Origin of the sequence: Streptomyces sp. NPDC014991 (assembly GCF_043080665.1) — a bacterium.
GTDB lineage: Bacteria > Actinomycetota > Actinomycetes > Streptomycetales > Streptomycetaceae > Streptomyces.
This window is the reverse complement of record NZ_JBIBVY010000010.1, coordinates 94,208-111,393: the sequence shown is the minus strand read 5'-3', so window position 1 is coordinate 111,393 and position 17,186 is coordinate 94,208. Positions and strand designations below refer to the sequence as shown.

Below are 17,186 nucleotides of genomic sequence, written 5' to 3'. Positions count from 1 at the left end.
CGCCGCACTCCCCCGGTCTCACCCCCTGCGCCGGGCGGCCAGCCGGGTCAGGGGCAGGAAGGCGTACTCGCCGCCGGAGCGCGCCGGTCCCTCCAGGACCTGGCGGTCCACCAGGGCCTCCAGGAAGTCCTCCGCCTCCCGGGAGGAGCAGCCGAGCAGCGCGGCGGTGGCGGGGATGGTGAACGAGGCGGCGCTGCCCACCAGCCGGGACACCGCGTCCCCCAACGCGCTCCCGGTCTCCGGCAGGGCGCGGGTGATCCGCTCGGCCACGTCCAGGTCGCCCATGACCAGCTCCTCCAGCCGCTGCTCCGGGTCCTGCAGTCGCTCCGCCAGCCGGGAGAGCGGCCAGTGCGGACGCGCCGCCAGCCGCATGCCGGCGACCCGTACGGCCAGCGGCAGCCCACCGCACAGCTCATTGATGCGATCGGCCGCACCGCGCTCCGCGCGCACCCGGCTCTCCCCGGCGACGGACGTCAGCAGGGCGGCGGCCTGGTCGGCATCGAACGGGGTGATCCGGAAGTGCCGGGCACCCTCCAGGCCGGACAGCGGCTCCCGGCTGCACACGAGCAGCGCGCTGCTGACCCCGCCCGGCACGAACGGCCGGACGGCCCGCTCACCGGGCGCGTCGTCGAGGACGACGAGCAACTGCCGCTTGGCCAGCAGACTCCGGTAGAGCGCGGTGCGAGCGGGCAGCGACTCGGGGACGGACTCGGCCGGCACGCCGAGTGCGCTCAGGAAGCGTCCCAGCAGCAGCCGCACCTCCTCGGGCGACCCCGAGCCCGGTTCCCCGTGCAGCACGCCGTCGCGGAACGTGGGCCGCGACGAGGCCGCCACCCGGGCGGCCAGGATGGACTTGCCCACGCCGACCGGTCCGTACAGGGCGGCGATGGGCGCGGCGCCGAAGGCGACCTGCGGACCGCGTCCGGTCAGGTGGTGCAGGATCCGCTGCTGCTCCGGCCGGTCCACGTAGTCACGGATGCCGGGCGGCATCTGGAAGGGGCGCGCCGGCTCACCGGCCGGGCGGCGGGCCGCGGGGCGCGGCGCCGTCTCCTCGTCCGTGCGCAGGATGGCCGACTGGGCCCGGCGCAGTTCGTCTCCGGCGCCGATGCCGCTGTCGTTGCGCAGCCGCCGGTCGACCGCGGCGAACATCTCCAGCGCGGTGGCCCGCTGGCCCGAACCGGCCAGCGCGGTGACGAACCGTGCGTGCACCCCCTCGTGGAGGGGGTTGTCCCGGGCGATGGGTCCCAGATGGTCGATGACGTCCTCGTACCGCCCCCGCGGCAGCACGAGGTCGGCGAGCCGCAGCGCGGACGTGACGCGCTGGTGAAGGGCTTCCGCGGCGACCGGGTGGTCGGTGAGCCCGGCCCCCATGCCCTCCAGCACGGGTCCGCGCCACAGGGTGAGGGCCTCTTCGAGCAGAGCGGTCTCGCGTTCCGGCTGCCCCGACTCCCGGGCCTGTCCGGCGAGCCGGACACACCGCCGGAACCACGACAGGTCCAGGTGGTCCTCCTGCGGAACGATCAGTTCGTAGCCACTGGAACGGCGCTTGAGCAGCGCGGGTTCGGCCTCACCGCCCGCATGCGTCACCAGCAGCTGGCGTATCCGGTAGACGTACGTGTGGATCAGCTGCCCGAAGGAGTCGGGTATGTCGTCGCCCCACAGGACGTCGGTGATCTCGTCGCGGTCGACCGGTTGGTTGGCGCGCAGTGCCAGCAGACCCAGCAGGCTCTGCTGCTTCGGCGTACCCGTGGCCACCTCTGCCGGTCCCCGGTGCGCCGTGAGCCTGCCGAGGATCCGCAGCGCGAGCGGCTCGGGGCCGGCGTGCGCGGTCGGGCCGGACTCCGCGGGCCCGGGTCCGGGACACAGCACGGGCTCGTCGAGGACTTCGGCGAGCCGCTGCAGGGAACTGGCCCGGGGTGCGCGCACACGGCCTTGTTCGATCTCGCGGAGCGTGCGCAGGCTGAGCCCCGATCTCTCGGCGACCGCCCGCTGGCTGACTCCCCGCCGGACGCGCGCGGTACGAACGATGGTGGCTATATCTCGGTGAGCGATCGGCGCCATGCCCTTTCCGCGCCCCCTTTCTGTTTCGTTTCGTCGAGCAACTCGAGTGGGCCGGGTACCGCGTGGACCGACGTCCCGGACTGAGCGGAATGCATGATTCCCACCGTCAGTCCCACACCATGGAATCGCTCGGGTCGACCGGAAGGGTCGTTCCCGTGACCGCGGTGACCACGGCGGTCAGCGACACCTCCTCATCCGCGGAAGCGGTGGCGGCCCCGGCACCGAGAAGGCCGAAGAGCACGGCGAAAACGGTCACAACGCGGCGCATGGCGCGATTCATGAAATCCCCCTGATACAAGCTCCGGCTCTCTGCCGGATCACGTCTTGGCTGACGTGACTTCACTGTCGCGCGGCCCGCCGTGATACTTGAAGGCTTTACGGCTGGACGGAAGCGTCCCCGTCCGGTTCCGTCCAGCGGGTCACCGAATGCGTCTCTTCGCTCGCCGGGCGATCGACGGCGCTCTCGTACCGGGAGCGGTCCTCCCGGTACGGGTGGGCGTGGTCGCCGCCCCCGTCCAGGAACGCGTCGTGATACCGGGCGACGAGCACGCCACCGCAGGAGTGCACCCGGTAGCCGCGCAACGGCCCTGCCTGCACCATGTGCAGCGCGAGGCGCAGGGCGCTGCGCTCGGCGTCGCGCAGCCTGCCCACGGCGTGGAAGAAGCCCAGGGTGAGCCCCCCGCCGGGCAGGGCGTGGACGCTGACGTGCTCGAGGGCGTCGGCCGGCTGCGCGGCGGCCAGGAGCCAGTCGGTGAGACCGACGGGGATTCCCAGCGGACGAGAGGCGCGCATTTGAACGTGAATGAGATGCATGTCGCGACCATTTCGAGGGTCTGGCCACCTGAACAAGCCCATGGGCTCGCCTCTTCGGGCCATGGAACAAAGCGGCCATCAATTGGCTACCGCAACGCACCGCCATCGTGTCATGATCAGCGAACAGTCACGTCGCCCTGAGGAGATTCGTCAATGCTGGAGCTGCTGGGCCTGGACACCACGGCTGAAGCAGTGTATAGGTGCATGCTAGCCAATCCAGAGGCAGGAGTCGCCGCCCTCACCCGCCTGACCGGCCTGCCGGAGCGGGAAATCCGCGACAGCCTCGACTTGCTCAGCGAACTCGCGCTGATCCACCCGAAGAATGCGGAATCAGAAACTCCGCGCGTGGTGTCGCCTGACCTGGGACTGGAAATTCTCCTGGCGAGGCAGCAAGCGGAATTGGCGGTTCACCAGTCCAGGGTCGAGGCGTCCCGAGCGGCGGCGGCGGAACTCATGGCCCAGTACGCCGACATGCGTCTGCAGGCGACCGCCACCAACGGCAACATCCTGTCCGGCGTCGCGGCCGTGCGGGACCAGCTGGCGTCGATGACCCGGAAGGTCCGCGACGAGGTCCTGTGCTTCGCACCGAACGGCGCGCACTCGGAAGCGAGCCTGCGCGCGGCGCAGCCCCTGGACGAGCAACTGCTCGACCGCGGGGTGACGATGCGCACCGTGTACCTGGACAGTGTGCGCAACAGCCCCCACACCCAGGCGTACGCCGAGTGGCTGGCAGAACGCGGCGGAGAGGTGCGTACGGTCCCCTCCCTGCCGGTGCGGATGATCATCACCGACCGCGAGTGCGCCGTCATCTCGGCCAACGCCGAGAGTTCGGGCGACGGAGCCGTGGTCATCTCCGGCGAGGGGACACTGGCGGCGCTGTGCGCCCTCTTCGAGAGCATCTGGGCCACCGCGACGCCGCTGGGTGCCGTGCCGAGGCCCGACAAACGGGGGCTCACCCCTCAGGAGAGCCAGGCCCTGGAATTCCTCTACCAGGGTCACACCGACGAGACGATCGCGAAGCGGCTCGGCGTCTCGCCCCGCACCGCGCGACGGATCGCCAACACCCTGATGACCAGGCTGGGCGCCCGCAGCCGTTTCCAGGCCGGTGCGAAGGCCGTCCAGATCGGCTGGCTCCACGAGCAGCCGGACGCCTGAACGGGCGACGTCCCCCCGGACCCTCGCTGCTGTGGGCCCCGCGCCGTGCGGCCCGCACGCGGCAGGCCTCCCTCACCGGCCCTCTTCTCCGGTGCGCTGGTGTCCCTGCCCCGGCGAGCGGCCGGTCCGGAGCCGGCGGACTACTGCCGGTCCGCCGCCTGCCCACGGTCCGGCACCAGTTCCTGCGCGCGCAGCGCGGTGGCCCCGTGACACTCGCGCACCATGCCGCCCGCCACCACGCCGTCATCGGACACCTGGCGTACCGGCCGGCGGCGGTACCGCGGCGGCAGGAAGCCCTCGGCCCAGCGCGGGGCCCGCGGGGTGACGCGCGGGAGCAGCAGGAGCACCAGGCCCACCGCGCTGAGGAACACCACGCCCAGCACGATCCACATCGACGCCGAGTTCACCGAGTACGCCAGCGCGCCGAAGCCGATCAGAGCCGACCAGAAGTACATGATCAGCACGGCCCGGCTGTGCGAGTGGCCGATCTCCAGCAGCCGGTGGTGCAGATGGCCCCGGTCGGCGGCGAACGGGGACTGGCCCCGCCAGGTACGGCGGACGATCGCCAGCACCAGGTCGGCGGCCGGCACGGCGATGATCGTCAGCGGCAGCAGGAGCGGGATGTAGACCGGGACCGTCTGGTGGACCGCCGCCTTCTCCGACCCCGTGAAGAGCGCGAGCGCGTCCGGGTCCACCTGGCCGGTGATGGAGATCGCGCCCGCCGACAGCACCAGGCCGATCAGCATCGAGCCGGAGTCGCCCATGAAGATCCGCGCAGGGTGCATGTTGTGCGGCAGGAAGCCCAGGCACATGCCCATCAGGATCGCCGCGAAGAGGGTCGCCGGCGCCGCGGACTCGATGCCGTACGAGTACCAGATCCGGTAGGCGTACAGGAAGAACGCCGCCGCCGCGATGCACACCATGCCGGCCGCGAGACCGTCCAGGCCGTCCACGAAGTTCACCGCGTTGATCGTGATCACGACCAGCGCGACCGTCAGGAGCGTGCCCTGCCACTGGGTCAGGGCGACGTTGCCGACGCCCGGGATGGGCAGCCACAGGATCGTCAGACCCTGCATGACCATCACGCCCGCGGCGATCATCTGACCGCCCAGCTTGATCAGCGCGTCGATCTCGAACTTGTCGTCCAGGACGCCGATCAGCCAGATCAGGGCGGCACCGGAGAGCAGCGCCCGTGGCTCGTTCGACTTGGCGAAGACCTCGTTGAGGTTGGTCAGATGGTCCGCGACCAGCAGGCCCGCGCACAGGCCGAAGAACATGGCGATACCGCCGAGCCGCGGAGTGGGTTCCCGGTGCACGTCACGGGCCCGGATCTCCGGCATCGCCCCGGCCACGATCGCGAACTTCCGTACCGGCCCTGTCAGCAGGTACGTCACCGCGGCCGTGATGCAGAGCGTCAGCAGGTATTCACGCACAGGCTTCCCCACTTGTCTCACTGGCCATCTCAGCCTCACACCCTAGCGCCGCGGGCACATGGATGAGGACTGCCGGGTACCCGGCGATGGTTGCACGGGGGGCTGTGCGGACGGCTGCGTCTGCCCCTCCTCACCCGGGATACGGGGGGAACATCCCGGTGAGTTCACGCACGTCCGCGCGTGCCTGGGTCACATCGGTCCCGCCGCGCAGCACGGCCGCCAGCAGCGCCGCGATCCGCACCATCTCCGCCTCGCCCATGCCCTGCGTGGTCACGGCGGCCGTACCCAGGCGCAGTCCGCGGCCGTCGCCGTGCGGCAGCGCGCAGCAGTCCAGCACCAGCCCGGCCGCCTGCAGCCGGCCGCGTGCGGTGCGGCCGTCCACGCCGAGCGGGGCCGGGTCCGCGGTGATCAGGTGGGTGTCGGTGCCGCCGGTGATGACGGCCAGCCCCTCCGCGGCCAGGTGACCGGCGAGCACGCGCCCGTTGGCGACCACCTGGCGGGCGTACGCGGCGAACGCCGGTGTCGCCGCCTCACCGAACGCGACGGCCTTGGCGGCGATGGTGTGCATCTGGGCGCCGCCCTGGGTGAAGGGAAAGACGGCCCGGTCCACGCGCTGGGCCAGCTCGGCAGAGCACAGCAGCATCCCGCCGCGCGGGCCGCGCAGCACCTTGTGGGTGGTCGCGCACACGATGTCCGCGTACGGCACCGGGTTCGGCGCCGCACCACCGGCGACCAGCCCGATCGGATGCGCGGCGTCGGCGATCAGATAGGCCCCGACCTCGTCGGCCACCGCACGGAAGAAGGCGTAGTCGATGTGGCGGGGGTAGGCGATGGAGCCGCACACGATGGCCTTGGGGCGGTGGTTACGGGCCAGGTGGCGCACCTGGTCGTGGTCGATCAGGCCGGTCTCGGCGTCGACGCCGTAACCGACGAAGTCGAACCAGCGGCCGGAGAAGTTCGCCGGCGAGCCGTGGGTGAGGTGGCCGCCGTGGGGCAGGCCGAGGGCGAGAACCGTGTCGCCGGGGCGCAGCAGGGCCGCGTAGGCGGCCAGCACGGCCGAGGAGCCGGAGTGGGACTGCACGTTGGCGTGCTCGGCGCCGAACAGGGCCTTGGCCCGGTCCATGGCGGCACGCTCGGCGACGTCGACGATCTCGCAGCCGCCGTGGTGCCGGGCACCGGGATACCCCTCGGCGTACTTGTTGGCGAGCGCCGAGCCGAGGGCGGCCAGCACGGCCGGCGAGCAGTAGTTCTCGGCGGCGATCAGCTGGAGCGTCGTCGACTGCCGCTGGAGCTCCCCCAGCAGTATCTCGGCCATCGCCGGATCCTGCCGCCGCAGGGCATCGGTCTCATGGACGGTGGTGACCGACATGACGGGCTCCGGGCTGTCGACGGTGACGTATCCCCAATGTAGGCCCGCCCCCCGACGAACGCGCGACCGTCACGCCGCCGCTGTCCGCTTGCGTACGAGCGGGTACTCCCGTCGGCGCAGTCGGCGTGCGGCCGCGCGGCGCCGCCGCACGCACAACGCCCGCACCGCACCCTCCCGCACGCGTCAGGCGCGCGCCGGCACCCCCGTCAGGGCGGTGACGACCGGGTCCAGGGCGTCCCGTATCTCGTCGCCGATCGAGCGGAAGAACGTCAGGGGGGCGCCATAGGGGTCGTACACCTCGTCCGCCTCCGCCGTCGGAGCCAGCAACCAGCCCCGCAGCGCCGCCGCCGCCCGCACCAGCGCCCGCGCCCGCAACACCACGCCGTCCTCCAGCGGCGGCAGCGTGGCGGGATCTATGGCGCGGACCAGGCGGGTGAACTCCTTCAGGGTGAAGGTGCGCAGCCCGGCCGAATGGCCCATGGAGATGACCTGGGCGCGGTGGTCGCGGGTGGCGGTCAGGACCAGGTCGGCCCTGATCACGTGTTCGTCCAGCAGCTCCCGGCCGACGAAGCCGGAGGTGTCCGCACCGAACTCGGCCAGCACCGTCTCCGCGTGGGACTCCATGGAGGCGCCCTCGTGGCCCCAGGTGCCCGCGCTCTCCACGATCAGCCCGCCGCCCAGTACGCCGAGCCGCTCCGCGACGAAGTGGCGGGTCAGCCGCTCGGTGATGGGCGAGCGGCACACGTTGCCGGTGCTGACGTGGAGGATGCGGAAGGTGTCGCGCGGGAACCCGAACGTCGTCGTCTCCTCCGCGCTGTAGCCCCCGCCGCCTATGCCACGCCCCGCTTCAGGGGCCGTCAATTCGCCACCTCGAGGTCGGGTACCACCTTGCGCAGCTCGTCCGGGGAGATCGCGCCCTCGCGCAGCAGCAGCGGCACCTCACGGGAGACGTCCACGATGGACGACGGCACGATGCCCGGGGTGGGCCCGCCGTCGAGGTAGACGGAGACGGAGTCGCCGAGCATCTGCTGGGCGGCGTCGCAGTTCTCCGGCGCCGGGTGACCGGTGAGGTTGGCGGAGGACACGGCCATCGGACCGACCTCGGTGAGCAGCTCGATGGCGACCGGGTGCAGCGGCATGCGCACGGCGACCGTGCCGCGGGTGTCGCCGAGGTCCCACTGGAGGGACGGCTGGTGCCGGGCGACGAGCGTCAGGGCGCCCGGCCAGAACGCGTCGACCAGTTCCCAGGCCAGCTCGGAGAAGTCCGTGACGAGGCCGTGCAGGGTGTTCGGGGAGCCGATGAGGACGGGGGTGGGCATGTTGCGGCCCCGGCCCTTGGCGGCGAGCAGGTCGCTGACGGCCTCCGAGGAGAACGCGTCGGCGCCGATCCCGTACACCGTGTCGGTCGGCAGCACCACCAGCTCGCCCCGGCGGACGGCGGACGCTGCCTCGCGCAGACCCGTCACGCGGTCGGTCGCGTCGTTGGTGTCGTATCGCCGTGCCATGACTAACTGGCCTCCTCGTACACGTACTGCGGGGTGGGGGTCTGCGGGGTGCTCACGGCAGCGCCTTGCGGGCGGTGGCGAAGCGGGGGCGCTTGTTGAGGTCGGGGTGGTCGGCCGCGTCGGCCCAGCCCCGCTCCTCGGTGAAGATCCACGGCACCTGGCCGCCCTGGGTGTCGGCGTGCTCGATCACGACGACACCACCGGGGCGCAGCAGCCGGTGCGCGGTGCGTTCGATGCCCCGGATGAGGTCGAGCCCGTCCTCACCGGAGAACAGGGCCAGCTCCGGGTCGTAGTCGCGGGCCTCCGGGGCGACGTACTCCCACTCGGTGAGCGGGATGTACGGCGGGTTGGAGATGACCAGGTCGACCTGGCCGTCCAGGTCGGGGAAGGCCGTGAGGGCGTCACCCTGGCGCAGGTCGACCCGCGACCCGGACACGTTCTTGCGCGTCCACACCAGGGCGTCCTCGGACAGTTCCACGGCGTGGACGCGTGAGCGCGGCACCTCCTGGGCGAGGGCCAGCGCGATGGCGCCGGAGCCGGTGCACAGGTCGACGATGCACGGTTCCACGACGTCCATGGCGCGTACGGCGTCTATCGCCCAGCCGACCACGGACTCCGTCTCCGGCCGGGGCACGAACACCCCCGGCCCGATCTGGAGCTCCAGGTACCGGAAGTACGCCCGCCCGGTGATGTGCTGGAGCGGCTCGCGCTGCTCGCGCCGGGCGATGACCTCCCAGTACCGGGCGTCGAAGTCGGTGTCCTTCACGGAGTGGAGTTCGCCGCGCTTCACGCCGTGCACGAAGGCGGCCAGCTCCTCCGCGTCGTTGCGCGGCGAGGGCACGCCGGCGACGGCCAGCCGCTGGGTGGCCTGGGCCACCTCCGCGAGCAGCAGGTTCACGCGAGTCCTCCGTGTCGTACTCGTGCGGGCGTACGGGTCTTACGCGGCGGCGAGCTTCGCCGCCGAGTCCGCGTCGACGCAGGCCTGGATGACCGCGTCGAGGTCGCCGTCCAGGACCTGGTCCAGGTTGTACGCCTTGAAGCCGACGCGGTGGTCGGAGATGCGGTTCTCCGGGAAGTTGTAGGTGCGGATCTTCTCGGAGCGGTCGACGGTGCGGACCTGGCTGCGGCGGGCGTCGGCGGCCTCCCGCTCGGCCTCCTCCTGCGCCGCCGCGAGCAGCCTGGAACGCAGGATACGCAGCGCCTGCTCCTTGTTCTGGAGCTGGCTCTTCTCGTTCTGGCAGGAGGCGACGACTCCGGTCGGCAGGTGCGTGATCCGCACCGCGGAGTCGGTGGTGTTGACGGACTGGCCGCCCGGGCCGGAGGACCGGTAGACGTCGATGCGGAGGTCGTTGGGGTTGATCTCGACGTCGACCTCCTCGGCCTCCGGCGTGACCAGCACACCGGCGGCGGAGGTGTGGATACGGCCCTGCGACTCGGTGGCCGGCACCCGCTGCACGCGGTGCACCCCGCCCTCGTACTTCAGCCGGGCCCACACGCCCTGACCGGGCTCGGTCGCGCCCTGGCCGCCCTTGGTCTTCACGGCGACCTGGACGTCCTTGTAACCGCCCAGCTCGGACTCGGTGGCGTCGATGATCTCGGTCTTCCAGCCGACGCGCTCGGCGTAGCGCAGGTACATGCGCAGCAGGTCGCCGGCGAACAGGGCCGACTCGTCACCGCCGGCGCCCGCCTTGATCTCCAGAATGACGTCCTTGTCGTCACTCGGGTCGCGCGGGACGAGCAGCAGCCGCAGCTTCTCGGTCAGCGTCTCGCGCTGCTTCTCCAGCTCCTTGACCTCGACGGCGAACTCGGGCTCGGCGGCCGCGTACTCGCGCGCGGTCACCATGTCGTCGCCGGTCTGCTTCCAGGAACGGTACGTGGCGACGATCGGGGTCAGCTCGGCGTAGCGCTTGTTCAGCTTGCGCGCGTTCGCCTGATCGGCGTGGACCGACGGGTCGGCGAGCTTCTTCTCCAGGTCGGCGTGCTCGACGACGAGTTCCTCGACGGCCTCGAACATTCTGGGCTCCTGTACTGCGGTGAAGGAAAGGGCGGGCGACCAAAAACGCCGGTCCCGGGCACACCCCGCGAGCGGGCGTGACCGTGGACCGGCGAAATGGGGCTCGCTACTTCTTGGAGCCGGCGGCAGCCTTGCCGAAGCGGGCCTCGAAGCGGGCCACACGGCCACCGGTGTCGAGGATCTTCTGCTTGCCCGTGTAGAACGGGTGGCACTCGGAGCACACCTCAGCCCGGATGGCGCCGGACTCGATGGTGCTGCGGGTGGTGAACGACGCGCCACAGGTGCAGCTGACCTGCGTCTCGACGTACTCGGGGTGGATGTCGCGCTTCAAGGTGTCTCCTAGGTATCGGGAGGGCGCCGGGTCGCCGCCACGGGATGCGGGGGCGTGAACCGGAGCCGACGTACCAGTCTGCCAGGACTGGTGCCATCCACCCAAACCGGGGGTGCGGTTGTTCTATTCCTGCGGGCCCCGGGCGGGCCGGGGCCGGGCCGGCGGCCGGCGTTCGTGGCCGCGCGGTGGAGCCGGTGGGCGTCGCACAGCCGCGCGCGTCCTAGCCGGTCACGACGCCCGTGGCCTCGCCCGTGGCCGTGCCTGCCGTGGCCGCCGCGGGGATCGGCCGGTCGTTCTTCAGGGCGTTCCACACCAGCGAGGCCTTGTCCCGCTCCAGGAGGACCCGGTTGGGGTTGGCCGGGTCGTACCGCACGGGCAGCGTGACCATCTTCATGTGCGAGGAGCCGATGCCCTTGAGGCCGCCTGCGAAGTCCATCAGCGCGTTGACCGAGCCGAGGTCGGAGTCGGTGGTGACGGCCTTGGTGGCGGTGTCGGCGAGGTCGAACAGCTTCTTGGGGTTCGTGAGGACGCCGACGTGCTCGACCTGGTCGATCAATGCCTTGACGAAGGCCTGCTGGAGCTGGATGCGGCCGAGGTCGGAGCCGTCGCCCACGCCGTGCCGGGTGCGGACCAGGCCGAGGGCCCGCTCGCCGTCCAGGGTGTGCGCGCCGGCCTCGAGGTGCAGGTGGCTCTGCGGGTCGTCGATGGCCTTGGTGGTCTTCACCCGGACCCCGCCGAGGTCGTCGATGAGTCTCTGGAAGCCCTCGAAGTCGACCTCCAGGTAGTGGTCCATGCGGATGCCGCTGAGGGACTCGACGGTCTTCACCGCACAGGCCGCGCCCCCGGTGGAGTACGCCTCGTTGAACATCACGGCGGAGGCGGCGGGGTGCGCGGTGCCCTTGGTGTCGGTGCACCGGGGGCGGTCGACGAGGGTGTCCCGGGGGATGGAGACCACGCCGGCCCGCCGGTGGCCCTCGTACACGTGGACGATCATCGCCGTGTCGGAGCGGGCGCTGCCGTCGTCGGAGCCGCCGCCGAGCTTCCTGTTCTTGCCGGACCGGGTGTCCGAGCCGAGGACCAGGATGTTCTCGGATCCGTTGTCGATCTTCGTGGGCCGGTCGCTGCCGAGGGCCTGGTTGATGTCGACGCTGCGGATGTTGCCGTTGAGCTTGAAGTACACGAACCCGGCGCCGGCACCGCCCAGCACGACCACGCCCGCGGCCGTCCAGGCCGTCACGCGCAGGGCCTTGCGGCGCGAGCTGCGGGCCTTGCGGCGGTGGCCCTTGCCCCCGCGGCGGGGTCCGGTCGTGCCCGGCTCGGTTATGGCGGGATCGGGCGTGCTCTCGGCGGCCACAGCGCTCCTCGGTCTCGTCGGTCGGCTACCCCCTGCTGTCAGGGTCGGGCGCGGTTCTCACCGCTCCATCGTCGCTCCGCCGGGTCAGACGGAGAAACCGGGAAAAGGGTTGCACGACGCGGAGTGCCCACCGCGTCCGGAAAGGGCCGCATTGGGTGGTCGCCCTCTTCCGGCCGGCCCTGTTCACCTGCTGTTTCGCCGCCGGAGGCCGTACCTGAGGGCATCGGTGCCCGCCCGGATCCCTGTGGCAAAGATCTCGGGCCACGCGTCCTTTCCCCCCGGTGCGACGAGCCCGCCCCCCGTCCACAGGGACGGGGGGCGGGCTCGTGCGGCTCAGGGACGCGGAGACGTTCAGTCACCGTTTCCCGGCGTCGGCGTCGTCTTCTGGATCTGCATCAGGAACTCGCCGTTCGACTTGGTCTGCTTCATCTTGTCCAGCAGCAGCTCGATGGCCTGCTGCTGGTCCAGCGCGTGCAGCACACGGCGCAGCTTCCAGGTGACGGCCAGCTCGTCGCTGCCGAGCAGGATCTCTTCCTTACGGGTACCGGACGCGTCGACGTCCACCGCCGGGAAGATGCGCTTGTCGGCGAGCTTGCGGTCGAGCTTGAGCTCCGCGTTGCCGGTGCCCTTGAACTCCTCGAAGATCACCTCGTCCATACGGGACCCGGTGTCCACCAGCGCGGTGGCGAGGATGGTCAGCGAACCGCCGTCCTCGATGTTCCGCGCCGCACCGAAGAACCGCTTCGGCGGGTACAGCGCGGTCGAGTCGACACCACCGGACAGGATGCGGCCGGAGGCCGGGGCCGCCAGGTTGTAGGCACGGCCCAGACGCGTGATCGAGTCGAGCAGCACGACGACGTCGTGGCCCAGCTCCACCAGCCGCTTGGCACGCTCGATGGCCAGCTCGGCGACCGTGGTGTGGTCCTCGGCCGGGCGGTCGAAGGTCGAGGAGATGACCTCGCCCTTGACCGACCGCTGCATGTCGGTGACCTCTTCCGGACGCTCGTCGACGAGGACGACCATCAGGTGGCACTCGGGGTTGTTGTGCGTGATCGCGTTGGCGATCGCCTGCATGATCATGGTCTTGCCGGTCTTCGGCGGGGCCACGATCAGACCGCGCTGCCCCTTGCCGATCGGCGCGACGAGGTCGATGATCCGGGTCGTCAGCACGCCCGGGTCGGTCTCCAGGCGGAGGCGGTCCTGCGGGTAGAGCGGGGTCAGCTTGTTGAACTCCGGGCGGCCACGGCCGTGTTCGGGCGCCATGCCGTTGACGGAGTCGAGGCGGACCAGCGCGTTGAACTTCTCGCGGCGCTCACCCTCCTTGGGCTGGCGGACCGCGCCGGTGAGGTGGTCACCCTTGCGCAGGCCGTTCTTGCGGACCTGCGCGAGGGAGACGTACACGTCGTTCGGGCCGGGCAGGTAGCCGGACGTCCGGATGAACGCGTAGTTGTCCAGGATGTCCAGGATGCCCGCGACGGGGATCAGGACGTCGTCGTCGGTGACCTGCGGCTCGGCGATCTCGTCGCGGCCACGACGGCCACGGCGGTCGCGGTAGCGGCCCCGACGGCCACGGCGGCCGCCCTCGAAGTCGTCGTCGTCCTGCTGCTGGCGGTCGCGGTCGCGGTCCTGGCGGCCCCCGCCCTGCTGCTGGCCCTGCTGCTGACGGTCCTGACGGCCACCGCCCTGGCCCTGCTGCTCGTCGCCCTTGCCGCGGCGGTCACGGTCCCGGTCGCGGCCGCGCTCGCGGCGGTCACGGCGGCCACGGCCCTCGCCGTCACCGGCGTCGCCCTGCTGCTGAGACTGCTGCGCGGACGCCTCGGTCCTGGACTCGCTCTTGGCCTCGGCGACGACCGTGTCGGCGCCGCTGCCGGCCGGGCTGCCCGCATCCGCGGTGGCGCGGCGGCGACGGCGCTCGACGGGGGCGTCGTCCCCCCCACGCTCGGCCTCGCTCGCGCGGGCGGGGCCCCCGGCGGGCTGGCCGGGGATCTCGATCTGCTGCTGGGCCACGGCCTTGTCGGCGGGCGCCTCGGACCTGGCCTCGGTCTTCTTCTCCGCGCTCTCGGCGGAGTCGCCGGTGCGGGCCTTGGAGGTGGCCCGGCGCTTCGGCTTGGTCTCGGTGGCGGTCTCGGCCTTGGGGGCGGCGCCCCCGGAGGCCTGCGCCTCCTTGATGACCTCGATCAGCTGGCTCTTGCGCATCCGCGCGGTGCCCCTGATGCCGAGGCCCGAGGCGACCTGCTGGAGCTCGGCCAGCACCATGCCCTCGAGGCCGGTACCGCGGCGCCGCCGGGAGCCGGCACCGGTGGCAGGCGCGGAGGCGTCCGTGGAGGGCGCGGCAGCGGTCTCCTCGACACGTGCGCCCATCAGATCGGTGGTGTCGCTCACGAAGGGTCCTTCCCTGGAGCGGACGTCGGCCTGTCTGGCTCGGCGACCGGTTGTGCTGTCCGGCTACGGTCCTGTCTTCTGTGAACCGTGCCGGGGCGGTGGTCCGCCAAAACGGCGGAAGAAATGTGCGGTGATGGCGCTTCCACGAGCCGTGGCACCGAGTGTCACGTGGCGCGGTTGCACCTGTTCCGGAGCTCCCCCAGAGGGGATACCCCCACCGGCGGCCCGCTCAGCGCTCGCATACGACGTACTGCCCAGGTACGGCGCAAGGAACACGGAGTGGCGCGGGAGGCTCCCGGAAGAATGTCTGTCCCGGACGGGGACACGAGGCACCTCGCCATGGTGAGGTCGGGTGCAGACTTGAGATTAACACTACCGGATCCAACAAACATTCCCCCTCTCCAAATCCGGCAACCGCGTGTCAGGGCGCAAGCGGCAGCACGCTCGCTCCCTGTACGTCGAGGTCCAGCCGGTTGGCGGCCCACTCGGCGCCGGCCAGGGCTTCCACCTTGTCGGCGGTACCCGCGTCGGCGAGGGCCATGACGGTGGGTCCGGCGCCGGAGATGACGGCCGGGACGCCGTCGGCGCGCAGCCGCTCCACCAGCGCCGCGCTGTCCGGCATCGCCGGGGCGCGGTACTCCTGGTGGAGACGGTCCTCGGTGGCGGGCAGCAGCAGCTCGGGGCGCCTGGTCAGCGCCTCGACGAGCAGGGCGGCGCGGCCCGCGTTGGCGGCGGCGTCGACGTGCGGCACGGAGCGCGGGAGCAGGCCGCGCGCGGTCTCGGTGAGGACCGGCTTCCCGGGCACGAAAACCACCGGAACGATGGAACGGTGGGGCTCCATCCTGATGGCCCGGGCGGCGCCCGCCTCCATCCAGGACAGGGTGAAGCCGCCGAGCAGGCACGCGGCCACGTTGTCGGGGTGGCCCTCGATCTCGGTGGCCAGCTCCAGCAGTGCGACGTCGTCCAGGCGCGGCTCGCCGCCTATGGTCACCGCGCGTGCGGCGACGATGCCGGCGCAGATGGCGGCGGAGGAGGAGCCGAGACCCCGGCCGTGCGGGATGCGGTTGGCGCAGACGATCTCCAGGCCCCGGGGCTGGCCGCCCAGCAGGTCGAAGGCCGTGCGCAGGGAGCGGACGAGGAGGTGGCTCTCGTCGCGCGGGAGGGTCTGGCTGCCCTCGCCCGCGATGTCGACGTGCAGCCCGGAGTCGGCCACCCGGACGACCACGTCGTCGTAGAGCCCCAGCGCGAGACCCAGGGCGTCGAAGCCGGGGCCGAGGTTGGCGCTGGTGGCGGGGACGCGCACCCGGACGGCGGCGGCGCGGAACGCTGGACCGGCCATCGCTCGTTGACTCTCCTTGAGCTGCGTGACTGTCGAATGACGCTCGATGGATTCGATGGTCATTCGGTGGACTGCCGATGACTGACGTACGAAGACCCGTCGGGCCGCGGAGACGACGCGGCGCCGTGCCACACGCGGGGGCATATGCGGTGGGCGGGTTGGATACAGCCTATCGAAGGAAGGATGCCTGGCGACATAGGGCGCACAGGAGGCGCACGATGCGTGTCACAAGCCCCCTGTGCACCTGTCAGGGACGGCCCCGGATCAGGGGCGCCCGGACCGAGGCACGGGGCCCGAGCGCCCGGCCGGCGCCCGGCCCGGATGCCATGGCCCGGGCGCGCGGACGACGCACCCGGGCATTGACCGTCAGGCGAGGCCGAGGCGCTCGGCCGCGGTGGCCGCGTCGACCGGGACGGTGACCGGCTGCGGGGCACCGGCGACGGCCCAGTCGGGGTCCTTCAGGCCGTTGCCGGTGACGGTGCACACGATGCGCTGCCCCGGGTCGACCTTGCCCTGCTCGGCGGCCTTGAGCAGACCGGCCACGGAGGCGGCGGAGGCGGGCTCCACGAAGACGCCCTCCTGCGCGGCCAACAGCCGGTAGGCGCGCAGGATCTCACGGTCCGTCACCTCGTCGATGACACCGCCGGACTCGTCCCGCGCGGCCAGGGCGTACTGCCAGGAGGCGGGGTTGCCGATGCGGATGGCGGTGGCGATGGTCGACGGGTCCTTGACGACCTCGCCGCGCACGATCGGGGCGCTGCCGGAGGCCTGGAAACCCCACATCCGGGGAGTCCCGGCGGCGATGCCGTCGGCGGCGTACTCCCGGTAGCCCCGCCAGTAGGCGGTGATGTTGCCCGCGTTGCCGACCGGCAGGACATGGATGTCCGGCGCGTCGCCGAGCATGTCGACGATCTCGAAGGCGGCCGTCTTCTGCCCCTCGATGCGCACCGGGTTGACCGAATTCACCAGCGCCACGGGGTAGTTCTCGCTCAGTGCGCGCGCCAGGGTGAGGCAGTCGTCGAAGTTGCCGTCCACCTGGAGGATCTTCGCGCCGTGCACGAGGGCCTGGCCCATCTTGCCGAGCGCGATCTTGCCCTGCGGCACGAGGACCGCGGACACCATACCGGCGCGTACGGCGTACGCGGCGGCGGAGGCGGAGGTGTTGCCGGTGGAGGCGCAGATGACCGCCTTGGCCCCCTCCTCCTTCGCCTTGCTGATGGCCATGGTCATGCCGCGGTCCTTGAAGGACCCCGTGGGGTTCGCTCCCTCCACCTTCAGGTGGACCTCGCAGCCCGTGCGCTCGGAGAGCACCTGCGCGGGCACGAGGGGCGTGCCGCCCTCGCGGAGCGTCACGACCGGCGTGGTGTCGGAGACCGGAAGCCTGTCCCGGTACTCCTCGATGATTCCGCGCCACTGGTGGGTCATTGCTG

The 17,186-nt window shown here is 71.6% G+C and carries 15 protein-coding genes; 1 reads left to right on the top strand and 14 read right to left on the bottom strand.

What is annotated here, in order from left to right:
• Window positions 1-18: 18 nt before the first annotated feature.
• The 3 genes from ACF1BE_RS17785 to ACF1BE_RS17775 form a co-directional block, all read right to left on the bottom strand.
• The gene (locus ACF1BE_RS17785; protein ID WP_392199954.1) at window positions 19-2,061 is read right to left on the bottom strand and encodes a BTAD domain-containing putative transcriptional regulator; all 2,043 of its coding nucleotides are present in this window, start codon (window positions 2,059-2,061) and stop codon (window positions 19-21) included.
• Between the two features lie 106 nt (window positions 2,062-2,167).
• Window positions 2,168-2,359, bottom strand: a complete 192-nt coding sequence (locus ACF1BE_RS17780; RefSeq protein ID WP_392199953.1) for a hypothetical protein — start codon at window positions 2,357-2,359, stop codon at window positions 2,168-2,170.
• 77 nt (window positions 2,360-2,436) lie between these two features.
• Window positions 2,437-2,853, bottom strand: a complete 417-nt coding sequence (locus ACF1BE_RS17775) for a hypothetical protein (RefSeq protein ID WP_392199952.1) — start codon at window positions 2,851-2,853, stop codon at window positions 2,437-2,439.
• A 174-nt stretch (window positions 2,854-3,027) separates the two neighbouring features.
• Between ACF1BE_RS17775 and ACF1BE_RS17770 the strand changes: the two genes are divergently transcribed.
• Window positions 3,028-4,029: a LuxR C-terminal-related transcriptional regulator gene (locus tag ACF1BE_RS17770; protein WP_392199951.1), complete on the top strand. Its 1,002-nt coding sequence runs from the start codon at window positions 3,028-3,030 to the stop codon at window positions 4,027-4,029.
• Window positions 4,030-4,169: 140 nt separating this feature from the next.
• Here ACF1BE_RS17770 and ACF1BE_RS17765 read toward each other — a convergent pair whose 3' ends face one another.
• The 11 genes from ACF1BE_RS17765 to thrC all read right to left on the bottom strand — a co-directional run bounded on the left by ACF1BE_RS17765 (window position 4,170) and on the right by thrC (window position 17,181).
• Window positions 4,170-5,462, bottom strand: coding sequence for an MraY family glycosyltransferase (locus ACF1BE_RS17765; protein WP_392199950.1), 1,293 nt, complete (start codon window positions 5,460-5,462; stop codon window positions 4,170-4,172).
• Between the two features lie 130 nt (window positions 5,463-5,592).
• Window positions 5,593-6,831 (bottom strand): serine hydroxymethyltransferase, encoded by a 1,239-nt coding sequence (glyA, locus tag ACF1BE_RS17760; RefSeq protein ID WP_392199949.1) that lies wholly within the window; start codon window positions 6,829-6,831, stop codon window positions 5,593-5,595.
• Window positions 6,832-7,014: 183 nt separating this feature from the next.
• The gene (locus ACF1BE_RS17755) at window positions 7,015-7,692 is read right to left on the bottom strand and encodes a protein-tyrosine-phosphatase (protein ID WP_392199948.1); all 678 of its coding nucleotides are present in this window, start codon (window positions 7,690-7,692) and stop codon (window positions 7,015-7,017) included.
• A complete protein-coding gene (locus ACF1BE_RS17750; protein ID WP_356820115.1) occupies window positions 7,689-8,336 on the bottom strand; it encodes an L-threonylcarbamoyladenylate synthase in 648 nt (215 codons plus the stop codon). The genes ACF1BE_RS17755 and ACF1BE_RS17750 overlap by 4 nt, the downstream gene beginning before the upstream one ends.
• A 52-nt stretch (window positions 8,337-8,388) precedes the next feature.
• Entirely contained in the window at window positions 8,389-9,234 is an 846-nt protein-coding gene (gene prmC / locus ACF1BE_RS17745) for a peptide chain release factor N(5)-glutamine methyltransferase (protein WP_392199947.1), read from the bottom strand.
• 39 nt (window positions 9,235-9,273) lie between these two features.
• Window positions 9,274-10,350, bottom strand: a complete 1,077-nt coding sequence (prfA, locus tag ACF1BE_RS17740; protein WP_392199946.1) for a peptide chain release factor 1 — start codon at window positions 10,348-10,350, stop codon at window positions 9,274-9,276.
• Window positions 10,351-10,456: 106 nt separating this feature from the next.
• Entirely contained in the window at window positions 10,457-10,681 is a 225-nt protein-coding gene (gene rpmE, locus ACF1BE_RS17735) for a 50S ribosomal protein L31 (protein WP_030339250.1), read from the bottom strand.
• Between the two features lie 220 nt (window positions 10,682-10,901).
• A complete protein-coding gene (locus ACF1BE_RS17730) occupies window positions 10,902-12,035 on the bottom strand; it encodes an LCP family protein (protein ID WP_392199945.1) in 1,134 nt (377 codons plus the stop codon).
• Window positions 12,036-12,386: 351 nt separating this feature from the next.
• On the bottom strand, window positions 12,387-14,417 hold the full coding sequence (gene rho, locus ACF1BE_RS17725) for a transcription termination factor Rho (protein ID WP_392199944.1): 2,031 nt from the start codon (window positions 14,415-14,417) through the stop codon (window positions 12,387-12,389).
• Window positions 14,418-14,838: 421 nt separating this feature from the next.
• Window positions 14,839-15,756, bottom strand: coding sequence for a homoserine kinase (thrB, locus tag ACF1BE_RS17720; RefSeq protein ID WP_392199943.1), 918 nt, complete (start codon window positions 15,754-15,756; stop codon window positions 14,839-14,841).
• A gap of 366 nt (window positions 15,757-16,122) precedes the next feature.
• Window positions 16,123-17,181 carry a threonine synthase gene (thrC, locus tag ACF1BE_RS17715; protein ID WP_392199942.1) on the bottom strand — a complete coding sequence of 353 codons (1,059 nt, stop codon included), beginning with the start codon at window positions 17,179-17,181 and terminating at the stop codon, window positions 16,123-16,125.
• Between the last annotated feature and the right edge of the window lie 5 nt (window positions 17,182-17,186).

What these genes read in the sequence shown, in the direction of transcription:
- ACF1BE_RS17785 (WP_392199954.1), bottom strand. Translation starts at nt 2,061, where the DNA reads ATGGCGCCGATCGCTCACCGAGATATAGCCACCATCGTTCGTACCGCG.
- ACF1BE_RS17770 (WP_392199951.1), top strand. Translation starts at nt 3,028, where the DNA reads ATGCTGGAGCTGCTGGGCCTGGACACCACGGCTGAAGCAGTGTATAGG.
- ACF1BE_RS17750 (WP_356820115.1), bottom strand. Translation starts at nt 8,336, where the DNA reads ATGGCACGGCGATACGACACCAACGACGCGACCGACCGCGTGACGGGT.
- glyA (WP_392199949.1), bottom strand. Translation starts at nt 6,831, where the DNA reads ATGTCGGTCACCACCGTCCATGAGACCGATGCCCTGCGGCGGCAGGAT.
- prfA (WP_392199946.1), bottom strand. Translation starts at nt 10,350, where the DNA reads ATGTTCGAGGCCGTCGAGGAACTCGTCGTCGAGCACGCCGACCTGGAG.
- ACF1BE_RS17775 (WP_392199952.1), bottom strand. Translation starts at nt 2,853, where the DNA reads ATGCGCGCCTCTCGTCCGCTGGGAATCCCCGTCGGTCTCACCGACTGG.
- thrC (WP_392199942.1), bottom strand. Translation starts at nt 17,181, where the DNA reads ATGACCCACCAGTGGCGCGGAATCATCGAGGAGTACCGGGACAGGCTT.
- thrB (WP_392199943.1), bottom strand. Translation starts at nt 15,756, where the DNA reads ATGGCCGGTCCAGCGTTCCGCGCCGCCGCCGTCCGGGTGCGCGTCCCC.